The sequence below is a fragment of the Streptomyces sp. NPDC032161 genome (assembly GCF_040636995.1).
Classification (GTDB): Bacteria; Actinomycetota; Actinomycetes; order Streptomycetales; family Streptomycetaceae; genus Streptomyces.
This window is the reverse complement of record NZ_JBEZVN010000013.1, coordinates 139,049-151,749: the sequence shown is the minus strand read 5'-3', so window position 1 is coordinate 151,749 and position 12,701 is coordinate 139,049. Positions and strand designations below refer to the sequence as shown.

The following is a 12,701-nucleotide window of genomic DNA, read 5'->3' as shown; positions in this document are numbered from 1 at the left end:
GCCAGCGCCGCCGCAGCCGCGACGGCACCGGTAACAACGGTGGAACGGGTAACCATGTCACTTCTCCTGTCTCAGGGAGGCCGGCTGAGCAGTCGACCCGTGATTGAACGTACTGACGGTCCCCATACCTGTCATATCGGACACGTTGCCGTGCGCGGCCGGAACGCCTATCGGGGTACACGGCCTACGCCAAATGCTATTTCCGGATAATCCGATAAACGCTCAACTGCCCTCAAAGCAGGCGCTCTTGATGTTCCGTTGGTCCGTCCGGGCGACTTCCTGAAACCCGCTCACCCCCGCGACAGCGTGTCTTTCGTTGACACGCCCGGGAAAAGGCGTCCGTCGGCTTGTCGGTGTCGGTTGCTCTCGCCTCTGACCTGCTGTCTCGAGAGCGTTGTGTTGTGTTGTGCCGCCCGGTGGCCCCTCAGCGGTGTTGTGTCGGTGCGGTCGGGGCCGCCCGTGCCCCGGACGGTGCCCCGTCCCGGAACGGTGTCGTGCTGCCCCGGGGCATGTGCGTCCCGGAACGGTGGCGTGTTCCGGGTGCCGTTCAGCCGGGGAACTCCGTGCGCTCCCACCACTCGTAGACGGGCAGTTGGCCCTCCGGGGTGTCCTGGCGGCGTGTGGTGACCCTGAAGTGTTCGTATCCGCCGCGGAACGGGACCTTGAGGTCGTTCCCCGGGGTGGTGAGGGGGACGATGCGCTCCGGGAGGTCGTCGGGGCCGCCTTCGAGGAATGCTCTGAGTGTGTTGGTCATGCAAGGCAGTTTCTCCGGTGGCCGGTCGGGCTCCTCCGTGACGCGCCGACACCCTGTCCGCCCGGGGGATGTAAACTTCTCAACAAGTTGAGGAGTATGTCTGAGGGGTGTGCGGGTGCTCCAGATCCGGATCGGCGCGGAGCGCGCCGTGGAGGCGGGCGACGGCCCGGCGCGAACCGCCCGCGGGTGGCGTCCCGGCATGAGCGAGGACGAGGCGTGGGAAGCCGGTCGGGGCGTCTGGAAGTTCAACGCCGACCGGGCCCTGTCCCAGAACGAGGCGCAGATCATCAACGCCGCGGGCACCGTGCTCGCGGTGGCGAGGATCACCGGCATCTCCAAGCGCGGCGACCGCTACGCGCTCGAGGGCGAGATCCTGCGCGGTGATCCGCGGGTGGGACGCCCCACCCCGAGCCCGCATCTGTCCCGCAACCCCGTCACCTACATCTGAAGGGCCTGTCCGGTGAGTGATTTCGACGCGATCGACTCGCTGCTCGCCGCCGTCGGCCCGGAAGCGGAGCTCCCGGCCGCCGAGGTGCGCCGAACCCTGCGCGAACGGGCCCGGCTGTCCAGGGCGCAGGTGGCGCGGGCGCTGGGTGTGGGCCCGTCGACCGTCGCCGGGTGGGAGAGCGGCCGGGACCCGTCCGGCGAGACACGCACCAAGTACGCGTATCTGCTGGACGGACTGAGCGCCAGGCTCGGCACGGAGCCCGGCCCCTCTGCCACCGGCCCCGCGCCGGCCCCCGGGCCCGCCGCCGGATCCGGGGACGAGGACGTGGCCGAGGGTGGAGCGCCCCCGGCCGGGGAACGGCCCGCGGCGCACGGCGCGGCGGCTGCCGTCGTTCCCGCGCCGGAACCCGGCCCGGCACCCGACGAGGTGGAACCCCTGGAGGCCGCCGAGCCGTGCGTGCTGTGCGGGCATCCGGCCACGCAGCGTGTGGCGGGCTTCGCCCAGCACCTGGACGCGGCCGACTGCCGTCCGGCCGTCACGACGGCCGGACCCCCGGACGCTGCCCCCGCCCGGGTAGCCGGACCGCCCGTCCACCGGACGCCGGAACGCTCCACCGCCTCCGATGCGGGAGCGTCGTCCACGACGGGCCCGTCGAGGCGTTCCGGATCACCGGCCCGACGTGCCTTCCAGCAGCAGGCCGGCCCGGCCGCCCTGATCCACGAGGCGGTCCGGGGCGCGCTCGCCGAGCACCGGGGCGACATCGACGCGGCCGTCGCCGCCCTGTCGAAGCGGGCCATCCCGGACGCGATGCGCCTGCTGGACGAGACCCGCAAGGGTGCCCGCTACGACGTGATCGCCCATCCCTGGATCCCCGACGTCCTCAAGAAGCAGACGTCCAGGGGGGCCGACCGGATCTGGGAGGCGCGCCCGAAGTGGACCCGGCACGAACTTCCGCCCGGCCGCCACGAAGTGACGGCGCTCGACATCAACGGCGCCTATCTCTCCGCCCTCAAGACACATCTGCCGTTGGGGCAGCTGGAGCATTCCACCGGCTTCGCCCATGACCGCCGCCGTGCCGGTGTCCACCTGATCACACCGCCTGCGTGGGAGCACTCGGCGGTGCTGCCCAACCCGATCGGCAACCGTGACGAACCCGGCCCGCTGTGGGTGACCGAACCGACCCTGCGCCTCCTGCTGCGGCTGTCCGGCCCGAAGCACGGACTGTGCGAACCACCGGAGATCCACGAGTCGTTCACCTCCGGAGCCACCGAGAACCTGCTGGAGAAGTTCCGGGTCGCGCTCAAGGAGGCCAGGGACACGGCGATCGCCGCCGACGACGAGGTGACGCTGGAGTACGTGAAGGCGATGTACTCCAAGTTCGTCTCCACCATGGGGGAGTCGAACTACAACCGGGAGCTGTACCGGCCGGACTGGATGCACATCATCCGCTCGCAGGCGTTCGCCAACCTCTGGATGAAGGCCCTCAAGGCCCATGAGGACGGACTCGCCGTCGTACGGGCGATGGGCACCGACGAGCTGCACGTCATCGGCGACTGGCGGCGCGTCTTTCCCGAGGGCCGGGGTGTCAGCGAGGTCAAGGTCAAGGACACCTACACCGTCGGCGACGACGGGATGGGGCCCGAGGGCGCCGACGACTTCGAGGACGGCATCGGATAGGGGAGCGGAGGACGCGGGCGGTGGGTGCTCCCCGTCGGCGGCTCACCCCTTGACGACGCCCAGCGGCACCAGGTGGGCCACCGGCCGGGCCAGCCCGGCGCCCTCGGTGGCCTCCACGACCGCGTCCACGTCCTTGTACGCCTCCGGTGTCTCCTCGGCGAGACCGCGCCACGACGACGGGCGCACGGCGATGCCGCGGGCCTCCAGTTCGTCGCGCAGCCGCTCGCCGCGGACCATGCGCAGTGCCTGGTGCCGGCTCCAGACCCGGCCGGCGCCGTGGCAGGCGGAGCGGAACGCGTCGTTGCCGGGCAGGCCGACCATCACGTACGAGCCGGTGCCCATCGTCCCGGGGACCAGCACCGGCTGGCCCGCCCGCGCGAGGTCCTCGGGCAGTTCCGGGTCGCCGGGCGGCAGCGCCCGTGTCGCCCCCTTGCGGTGGACGCACAGGGAGCGCCGCACACCGTCCACCTCATGGGTCTCGATCTTGGCGGTGTTGTGCGAGATGTCGTAGACCAGGTCCAGTCCCGCCCCGGTGGCCGTGGCGAAGGCGCGACGGGCGGCCTGGGACAGCAACTGCCGGTTGGCCCGGCCGTAGTTGGCGGCCGCCGCCATCGCCCCCAGGTAGGCGCGGCCGCGCGGCGAGTCGACCGGGGTGCAGGCCAGCTGCCGGTCCGGGACCCGGATGCCGTGCCGGTGCAGTTCCTGGTCCATCACCCGGACGTGGTCGGTGCACACCTGGTGCCCCAGGCCCCGCGAGCCGCAGTGGATCATGACGCACACCTGACCCGTCCGCAGCCCGAAGGCCGCCGCCGTCACGGGGTCGTGGACCCGGTCCACCGCCTGGACCTCCAGGAAGTGGTTGCCCGACCCGAGACTGCCCACCTGGTGCAGTCCGCGTTCGACGGCCCGCGAACTCACCTCTCCCGGCGCGGCGCCCTCCAGGACGCCGTGGTCCTCGCAACGGGCGAGGTCGCGCGGCACTCCGTGACCGTGTTCGACCGCGTACCGCGCCCCGCCGACCAGCAGTTCGTCCATCTCCGCGGTCCCGGACAGCTCCCACAGGCCGCCGCGTCCCATGCCGCGCGGGACGGTGCGGTCGAGAGCGTCCATCAGCCGCCGCATCCGGTCGTGGTCGAGCGCCTCGCGGTCGATCCCCGCGGCCAGCAGCCGGACGCCGCAGGAGATGTCGAACCCGACGCCGCCCGGTGAGACGACCCCGCCGCGGGCGATGTCGGTGGCGGCCACCCCGCCGATCGGGAAGCCGTAGCCCCAGTGCACATCGGGCATGGCGAAGGAGGCGCGCACGATGCCGGGCAGCGTCGCCACGTTCACCACCTGCTCCAGCGCCTTGTCCCCGGACGCCTGCGGCAGCAGCGCACGGGAGGCGAACACCATCCCGGGCACGCGCATCGGCTCCCGCTGTTCGATCCGGAACCGGTACGGGCTCCGCTCCACCAGTGCGATCTCCATGGCCCTCACCTCCGGTCGGTGGCCGGCCCGCGTTCAGACGTCGAGGGTCACCCCGCAGGCCCAGCCGTCGGGGCCGTGCCGCAGCCGCAGGCCGTGCAGCGAGACGGCCTTCGGTACGGCGCCGACCTCCTGGGCGGTCCCGGCGTCGGCCATGCGGAAACGGACCAGCGGTCCCGGTCCGCCACCCGCCGCCCGGGACGTTCCGGTGCCCGTGTCCGTCCCCACGTCCGCGTCCACCTCCACGTCGAGCGGGATCTCCCCGTGGGCGTCCAGCCGGTAGACGACCTCCTCCAGGACCGTCACCAGCAGGTCCTCGCCGGAGCCGGCCGCGACCGGGCAGGTGCGCTCCCCGACCGGCGCCGCGCCGGACGTGTCGGCGAAGCTCTCCACCATCGCGCGCACGGCCTCGGCGACACAGCCCCCGGCCGTGGGGGCCCACGCCTCCACCCGCAGGTCCGCGGTGTGCGGCACGGTGCGGTGGCCGCGCGCGCCGGGGCGGCGCGGTGCCACGGGTTCCCGACCGTCCACGGCCGGTGCCTCCCCGTCGTCTCCGGGTACGCGGCCCGGGGCCCGGCTCAACGGGCGGGGCCGCCGCTTCCTCCAGCGTCGTCCCGCACCCCACCCGGGGCAACCCGCGGACGGCGCCGGGCCCGTCCCGTACCCGTCGGGCAGAGAGCTTCGAGAATGTTCACGAGGTCCGAATTCCTGTGGCAAATGGCGGCGAACGACCGCCGGAACAAGGCGGGCCCCGGGACTGGTAGGAAAGTTTACTGTTCGCTAGCATTCCGGCCGGTGGCCTGGCGCGGTGCCCGTCCCGCGGGCATGACGCGCTCAGCGAGAGCTCTGACCCGGCCACCTCGATGCCGCTCCCCGTCCGCACGCGGGCCGGGCGCGCGGTCATGCACCGATGCCCAGCTCTCGCCCACCAGGCCAGGAGTGCAGGTATGCACCTGAAAGGCTCAGCTCCGCTCCCCACAGCCACCCGGCACCGTACGGTGCCCACGGTCCTCGCCGCCGTACTCCTCCTCGTCGGCGGGCTGTTGCTCGCCTGGCCCGACCGGGCCGACGCCACCGCCGACCCCCTCATCTCCGGTGGCAGGCCCGCCACCGCCTCCTCCACCGAGGACTCCGGTCTCGGCCCGCAGAACGCCTTCGACGGCGACCCGGCCACCCGCTGGGCCAGCGTCGAGGGCAAGGACCCGCAGTGGATCCGCGTCGACCTCGGCGCCACCGCCGACGTCACACGCGTGAAGCTCGACTGGGAGGCCGCGTACGCCAAGGCGTATCGGATCGAGATCTCCGCCGACGGCACCGCATGGACCCGGCTCGTCGAGGAGACGGCGGGCGACGGCGGCACCGACGACCGGCCCGGCCTGTCCGGCGAGGGCCGCTACCTGCGCGTGTACGGCACCGCGCGCGGCACCTCGTACGGCTATTCGCTCCACGAGGTCGAGGTGTACGGCACGTTCGCCGGGACGCCCCCGCAGACCGGTGCCTTCACCGTGGTCGCCGCCGGTGACATCGCCGCCCAGTGCACCGCCTCCGACAGCGGCTGCGCCCACCCCAGGACCGCCGCGCTGGCCCAGCAGATCAACCCGAAGTTCTACCTGACGATGGGCGACAACCAGTACGACGACGCCCGGATCTCCGACTACCGCGCCTACTACGACAAGACCTGGGGCGCCTTCAAGAACAAGACGCACCCGGTGCCCGGCAACCACGAGACGTACGACCCGGCCGGATCGCTCGCCGGCTACAAGGCGTACTTCGGCGCGATCGGCTACCCCCAGGGCAAGACCTACTACAGCTTCGACGAGGGCAACTGGCACTTCATCGCCCTCGACTCCAACTCCCTCGACAAGAGCGCCCAGATCGACTGGCTCAAGGCCGATCTGGCCGCCAACACCAAGGCGTGCATCGCCGCCTACTGGCACCACCCGCTGTACTCCTCGGGCGGGCACGGCAACGACCCGGTCAGCCGGCCGGTCTGGAAGCTCCTCTACGGGGCCAAGGCCGACCTCGTGCTCAACGGGCACGACCACCACTACGAGCGGTTCGCCCCGCAGAACCCCGACGGGAAGGCCACCGCCGACGGAATCACCGAGGTCATCGGCGGCATGGGCGGCGCCGAGCCCTACCCCATCGAGGAGGTCCAGCCCAACAGCCAGAAGCGGATCAGCGGTCAGTACGGCGTCCTGAAACTGGACTTCACCGACACCGGCTACAGCTTCAGCCACGTCGGCACCGACGGCAAGGCCAAGGACACCAGCCCGAAGTACACCTGCCACTGATGTACCTGGCGACCACAGGCCGCCGGGACACACCGGCACCGCCCCGCACCGCCGGGGCGGGCCGGCGCGTCCCCGGCACCGTCCTGGCACTCGGCACGGTCAGCCTCGTCACCGACGTCTCCTCCGAGATGGTCACCGCGGTGCTGCCGCTCTACCTGGTCCTCGGAATCGGTCTCTCACCCCTCCAATTCGGCTTCCTCGACGGCCTGTTCAACGGCGCGACCTCCGTCGTCCGGCTGCTCGGCGGACACGCGGCCGACCGCGGACACCGGCACAAGAGGGTCGCGGGCATCGGCTACGCCCTCTCCGCCCTCTCCCGGCTCGGACTGCTGCTCGCGGGCGGCGCCACCGCGGGGATCGCCGCCGCCCTCGCCACCGACCGCGTCGGCAAGGGCATCCGCACCGCGCCCCGGGACGCGCTGATCACGCTCAGCAGCAGGCCCGAGACGCTCGGCAGATCCTTCGGCGTGCACCGGGCCATGGACACCGCCGGCGCCCTGCTCGGACCGCTCGCCGCGTTCGCCTTGCTCCGGGCGACCACCGGGGCCTACGACGCGGTGTTCGTCGTCAGCTTCTGCGTCGGGCTGCTCGGCGTACTGCTCCTCGTGCTGTACGTGCCCGGACAGCCGGTCGTCAGCCCGCCGGCGCCCCGGACCCCGCGTACCCGCAAGGTGTTCGGGGCGCTCCGCGACCGGGGCTTCCGGCGGATCCTCGCAGCCGCCGGACTGCTCGGCGCCGCCACCATCGGGGACGCCTTCGTCTACCTCCTGCTCCAGCGCCGGCTCGACCTCCCCGTCGGCTGGTTCCCGCTGCTGCCGCTCGGCGCGGCGGCGTGCTACCTGCTGCTCGCGGTCCCGGCCGGGCGGATCGCGGACCGGGTGGGCCGACGGCTGCCGTTCCTGTACGGGCACCTCGCGCTGCTCGGCGTGTACGCCGCGCTCCTGCTCCCGGCCGGTGGCCCCGTCCTGCTCCTCGTCGCGCCCGTGCTCGTGCTGCTCGGGGTCTTCTACGCCGGTACCGACGGCGTGCTGATGGCGCTGGCCTCACCCGTGCTGCCCGCCGACGGCAGGGCGGGCGGGCTGGCCCTGCTCCAGACCGGCCAGGCACTCGCCCGGATGCTCGCCGCTGCGGGCTTCGGCGCAGCCTGGACGGTGTGGGGACCGCGCCCCGCCCTGTGGGCGGCGGCCGTCGCCCTGCTCGCCGCGCTCGCCGGCGGCTGGGCGCTGCTGCCCCGTGGCCCGTCCGGCACCGCGGGCGCCGAGGAGCCCGGAGCCCCGACCACCGAGAGGCCGATCGCATGAGCGCCGGATTCCCCGAACCCACGACACCCCTGGGCCCACGGGCCCGGATCGCCGTCCTGGTGGCCGCGGTGCTGCTCCTCGCGGGCGGATCCGTCGGCTACGCCCTGCACGCGCAGCACCGTACCCCGGCCCAACAGGCCGAAGCCGACGCCTCGTTCACCGTCACCGGGCCCGCGCTGTACTTCCGGGACACCGCCACCGGACGTGTCGCCCGCCGCCCGCTCGCCGCCCCGCCCGGCACGCGCACTCCCGGCGGTCCCGCCTGCGACCGGTTCTACGCCTCCGGCGACCACGCGGTCTGCCTGCGCGCCCGCCCCGGCGTCCTGCCCAGGACGCACGCCGTCGTGCTCGACCGCCGACTGCGCGAACATCGCCGGATCACCGTGCCGGGCATCCCCACCCGCGCCCGCGTCTCCGCCTCCGGGCGGATGGTGTCCTGGACGGTGTTCGCCACCGGGGACTCGTACGCCACCACCGCCTTCTCCACCCGGACCGCGATCCTCGACCTGCGCACCGGCTACCTCGTCAAGTCCATCGAGGGCATCCCCCTGGCCCTCGACGGGGCCCGCTACCACGCCCCCGACGTCAACTACTGGGGGGTGACCTTCGCCCGTGACGACAACCGCTTCTACGCGACCGTCTCGACCAGGGGCCGCACCTACCTGGTCGAGGGGGACATGGCGAAGTGGTCGGCGAGGGCGCTGCGGCAGAACGTCGAGTGCCCTTCCCTGTCGCCTGACAACACCCGGCTCGCCTTCAAGAAGAAGGTCTCCGACGACCCGGCCGATCCCTGGCGGCTGTACGTCCTCGACCTGCGGACCATGCGCGAGAAACCGCTCGCCGAGACGCGCGACGTCGACGACCAGGCGGCCTGGCTGGACGACGGCACCGTCGCCTACGCCCTGCCCGGCTCCGGGGGCCGGGGGAGCGACATCTGGACCGTCCCCGCGGACGGCACCGGCACGCCCCGCATGGCCGTGTCCGGAGGTTCGTCGCCGACGGCGGTGGGCCAGGAGCCCGCCGGGTGACCACTGACCGGGCGGCCGTGCCGTGCCATGTCCGCCTTCCGGTCGAAGGCCGGCCGACGGGCTCCGAGGCGGTTCCCCGGCACCGGGCCCGCGGGGCCGGGCCGCCCGGTCGCGGGGCCCGCCGTGCCGTGGTCCCCTGGATGCGATCACCGTTCCCCGCCGTTCCAGGGAGGCCATGGATGCGCACGAGTGACCTGACCCCGGCCGTGCTCAAGGACCTGCGCCGCCCGCGCCCCTTCCCGGCGATCTCGCTGCTCATGCCGACCCACCGGGCCAGGCCCGACAACGAACAGGACCCGATCCGGCTGCGCAATCTCCTCAGCGAGGCGGTGCGGCGCCTCAAGGAGGACCCCGAGGTCGACCGCGAGAGCCGGATCCGGCTGGAGCGACAGCTCGGCGAGGACACCGTCCTGCGGCTGTTCGACGCCCAGCGCGCCGAGGACGGCCTGCTGGTGCTGCTCGCACCGGACGAGGACCCGCAGGCCTGGCAGTTCATCTCGCCGCACGACATCCCCGAACGCGTCGAGATCACGACCACGTACCTCACCCGCAACCTGGTGGCGGCCCACCTGTACGCCCGCCCGTACTGGGTGCTGGTCCTCGACCAGGAGGAGAGCAGGCTGTACCTGGCCCACGCCGGGAGCCTGACCGAGGTCACCGCCCACGGCTTCCCGGCGAAGCCGCAGGTCCCGAACCTTGCGGACGCGCTCCCCGGCCCGGCGTACGGCACGGACCGTACGGGCTACCGCGCGGCTCGTGTCGGTCAGTACGTCTCCGACGTCGAGGAGCGCCTCGCCCGGGCCATGACGGACCGGAACCTGCCCCTCGTCCTGGTCGGCAGCCCCGAGCTGACCACCGCCTTCGGAAAGATCTCGCGCCACGCCGGGGCGACGGTGGGCGGGCTGGACCTGACGGGCGCCGAGAAGCACGCCGTACCCCAGCTGGAGAAGCGTCTGGAACCCGTCTTCCGCAAGATCCGCGAGGACCGCGCACAGCAGGCCCGCGCGGACCTGGACGCGGCGCGCGGCCGCAAGGCGTACGTCGCGGGCCTCGCGGAGGTGTGGAACACGGTCATGGACCACAGGGCCGCCCTCGTCCTCGTGGAGGAGGGCCTGCGCGCCGCGGGACGGGCCGACGAGAACCACCAGCTGCACGTCGTCGACGTACCGGAGGGCGAACCGGCCCCCGAGGGCGTCGAGACGGACATCGTCGACAGCCTCGTCGAGGCGGCGCTGGACGCCGACACGGAAGTGCGTTTCGTCCCCGACGGCACCCTGCCCGACAGCGTCGGCATCGCGGGCACGCTCCGCTACTGAAGGGCACCGGTCAGGCCCCCGGCGAAGCGCCGGGCACCCCCGCCCCGCGCGCTCGCGCACGCCCGGCCCGGGCCAGGTCCTCCAGGGGGAGCACCCCCTCTCCCCGGAACAGGCCGCGGGCCGCGGACAGACGCCGCTCGCGCGCCAGGCCCGGGGCCGTCACCTCGTCCAGAGCCCTCAGCAGAGCCCACGGGTCCGGGGCGTGGTCGGCGAGGCCGTGCGCCGCCATGCTCCGCACGCCCTCCGCGCCGTGCCCCGGAACGGGCCGGTGGCCGACCACCGGCAGCCCGGCGGCCAGTGCCTCCAGCGCCGTCTGGCCCGCCGCGTTGTCGACCAGGGCCCGGGCGACCGCCATCACACCCCGCACGTCGTCCACCCAGCCCAGGGCGACGGCGTGCTCGACCCGGGCCACACGGTGGCGCAGACGCGTGTTGTTCCCGCACAGCACGACCGGCCGGTATCCCGCCGATGCCAGCAGCCCGGCGGTGTCCACCACCCGCGCGCCCGCCCCCCACGCCCCCGTCGAGACCAGCACCGGCGGACGGTCCGGCGGGCCGAGACGGCGCCGCCATTCCTCGGCCGTCGACGACGGGGCGTGGAAGCGGGGCGCCACCAGCGGGCCGGAGACGACGGCCGGACGCCGCACCGCCCGCCGCACCCGGTGCGCGAGAGCGGGCGTCAGACAGAGGTGGAGGTCGTTGCCCGGATGCAGCCACTGGCGGTGCACGGCGAAATCCGTGATGACCACGGCGCTCGGCACGTGCAGTGCACCGCGGGCGCGCAGACCACCGGTGAGCTGGGCGGCGAGATGGAAGACGGGGACCACCACGTCCGCGCGCCGCCGCGCGACGAGCTCCAGCAGCCGTCGCTCCGCGAGCACCGCCAACGGGGCGCTGCCCGGGCGGGGGAGACCGTCTCCCGGGTGGCGGAAGAACGCCGCGTACAGCCCCGCGTAGACGAACGGCGCGCGGCGGATGACCGTCCGGTAGAAGGCGCGCAGCCCGGCGCCGGCACCCGGGGGCAGCAGATCGAGGACGTCGACCGTCGTCGTCCGCCCTCCGCCGGCCTCCAGTCGGCGGGTCAGCTCGGCGGCCACGGTGTCGTGCCCGGAGCCCATGCCGGCGCTCAGGACGAGGAACCGCCCGGATGCCGCGCTCATCTGCCGACGGCCCGCGACCACCGGCCGGGGCGGGTTGCCACGGGGATCCGTGGTACGGGCGACCGTCCGCGGCGGGCCGTCGCCGGGGAGCGTCGTACGCGCCGCGGGGCGGGCGCACCCGGCTCACCCGGTCGGCGGGTGTCCCGGCGCGGCCCCGAACGGCCGTCCATGTGGGCAGCGGGCACCTGATCACCCCTGACGTCGGCGGCGCGCGGCGGATCCGGCGCCATGGGCACTGGGCGTGGTGGTCCCATTCTGCGGGCGCGGGCGGTGCCGTGCGGTTCAGTGAGGTGTGGGTCGCGACGGTTTTGTCCGAGCACGCCCGGGCTACTCCTAACCAGACCCGGTGGCGCGAGATCCTCGCCCCGAGATCTCCGAGCGACCCCGATCACCGGGCGGCGGAGACGACGCGCCGCACCGTGCCGACCCAGGGGAGAGACCATGTCATCTGGTCCGGGCACCGCCCACCGCGGCATGCCGGGCGCCGACGCGTCGGACGGCCGCGCCGTCCGCGACGGCGTGGCCCTGGTGACGGGTGCCTCCTCGGGCATCGGGGCCGCGGTCTCGTACCGGATCGCGGCCGAAGGGGGCTGGCGGCTGCTGGTGGCCGGCCGCGACCGCGAGCGCCTGGAGCGCGTCGCGGCGCGGACGCGCTCGACGGCGCTGTGCGCGGACCTGATGGCGCCCGGCGGCACGGAGCGGCTCGCCCGCCAGGCCCTCGATCTCGCGGGCCGGGTGGACCTGCTCGTCGCCGCCGCGGGGGTCGGCTGGGCCGGCCCCTTCGACTCCATGCCGGAGGCCGCCGCCGACCGGGTCCTCACCGTCGACCTGGTGTCCGTCGTCCGGCTGGTGCGGCTCCTGCTGCCGCACATGCTCGCGGCGGGGCGCGGGCACATCATCCTGATCGGATCGGTGGCCGGATCCACCGGCGTCCGCGGCGAGGTCGTCTACTCGGCGGCGAAGGCGGCGATCGGCACCTTCGCCGACGCCCTGGGCCACGAACTCAGGGGAACCGGCGTGCGGATCACCCATCTGGTCCCCGGCGTCGTGGACACCCCGTTCTTCGAACGCCGAGGCATGCCGTACGCCCGTTCGTGGCCCCGTCCCATGTCACCGGAGAGGGTCGCCGACGCCGTCTGGGACGCCTACGTCTCGGGCCGTGGCGAGGTGTACGTCCCCGGCTGGCTGCGACTGCCCGGATGCGTGCGTGCCGTGGTCCCCGGGCTCTACCACCGGCTCGCCGCCCGCTTCGGGTGA

General features: G+C 73.6%; 11 protein-coding genes. 7 read left to right on the top strand and 4 right to left on the bottom strand.

From position 1 onward, the window contains the following. Nucleotides 1–547: 547 nt before the first annotated feature. Nucleotides 548–754 (bottom strand): DUF5988 family protein, encoded by a 207-nt coding sequence (locus AB0E67_RS22670; RefSeq protein WP_362029666.1) that lies wholly within the window; start codon nt 752–754, stop codon nt 548–550. Nucleotides 755–869: 115 nt separating this feature from the next. Here AB0E67_RS22670 and AB0E67_RS22665 point away from each other — a divergent pair, with 115 nt between their 5' ends. Further along, a complete protein-coding gene (locus AB0E67_RS22665; RefSeq protein WP_362029663.1) occupies nt 870–1,202 on the top strand; it encodes a hypothetical protein in 333 nt (110 codons plus the stop codon). Between the two features lie 12 nt (nt 1,203–1,214). Continuing rightward, nucleotides 1,215–2,879, top strand: coding sequence for a helix-turn-helix transcriptional regulator (locus tag AB0E67_RS22660; RefSeq protein WP_362029660.1), 1,665 nt, complete (start codon nt 1,215–1,217; stop codon nt 2,877–2,879). A gap of 42 nt (nt 2,880–2,921) precedes the next feature. On the opposite strand, the gene AB0E67_RS22655 is transcribed toward AB0E67_RS22660, so the two are convergent. Next, on the bottom strand, nt 2,922–4,349 hold the full coding sequence (locus AB0E67_RS22655; protein ID WP_362029657.1) for an RtcB family protein: 1,428 nt from the start codon (nt 4,347–4,349) through the stop codon (nt 2,922–2,924). Nucleotides 4,350–4,382: 33 nt separating this feature from the next. Beyond that, nucleotides 4,383–4,877, bottom strand: a complete 495-nt coding sequence (locus tag AB0E67_RS22650; RefSeq protein WP_362029654.1) for an archease — start codon at nt 4,875–4,877, stop codon at nt 4,383–4,385. Nucleotides 4,878–5,293: 416 nt separating this feature from the next. Here AB0E67_RS22650 and AB0E67_RS22645 point away from each other — a divergent pair, with 416 nt between their 5' ends. From AB0E67_RS22645 to AB0E67_RS22630, 4 genes are all read left to right on the top strand, one after another. Continuing rightward, on the top strand, nt 5,294–6,640 hold the full coding sequence (locus AB0E67_RS22645; protein WP_362029652.1) for a discoidin domain-containing protein: 1,347 nt from the start codon (nt 5,294–5,296) through the stop codon (nt 6,638–6,640). Beyond that, nucleotides 6,640–7,941 (top strand): MFS transporter, encoded by a 1,302-nt coding sequence (locus AB0E67_RS22640; RefSeq protein ID WP_362029649.1) that lies wholly within the window; start codon nt 6,640–6,642, stop codon nt 7,939–7,941. The genes AB0E67_RS22645 and AB0E67_RS22640 overlap by 1 nt, the downstream gene beginning before the upstream one ends. Further along, on the top strand, nt 7,938–8,969 hold the full coding sequence (locus AB0E67_RS22635; protein WP_362029646.1) for a hypothetical protein: 1,032 nt from the start codon (nt 7,938–7,940) through the stop codon (nt 8,967–8,969). The genes AB0E67_RS22640 and AB0E67_RS22635 overlap by 4 nt, the downstream gene beginning before the upstream one ends. Nucleotides 8,970–9,148: 179 nt before the next feature. Next, nucleotides 9,149–10,285 carry a hypothetical protein gene (locus AB0E67_RS22630; RefSeq protein WP_362029643.1) on the top strand — a complete coding sequence of 379 codons (1,137 nt, stop codon included), beginning with the start codon at nt 9,149–9,151 and terminating at the stop codon, nt 10,283–10,285. Between the two features lie 10 nt (nt 10,286–10,295). Here the strand turns inward: AB0E67_RS22630 and AB0E67_RS22625 are convergent, their stop codons facing one another. Next, a complete protein-coding gene (locus AB0E67_RS22625; protein WP_362029640.1) occupies nt 10,296–11,444 on the bottom strand; it encodes a galactosyldiacylglycerol synthase in 1,149 nt (382 codons plus the stop codon). 474 nt (nt 11,445–11,918) lie between these two features. Between AB0E67_RS22625 and AB0E67_RS22620 the strand changes: the two genes are divergently transcribed. Continuing rightward, nucleotides 11,919–12,701 (top strand): SDR family NAD(P)-dependent oxidoreductase, encoded by a 783-nt coding sequence (locus tag AB0E67_RS22620; protein WP_362029701.1) that lies wholly within the window; start codon nt 11,919–11,921, stop codon nt 12,699–12,701.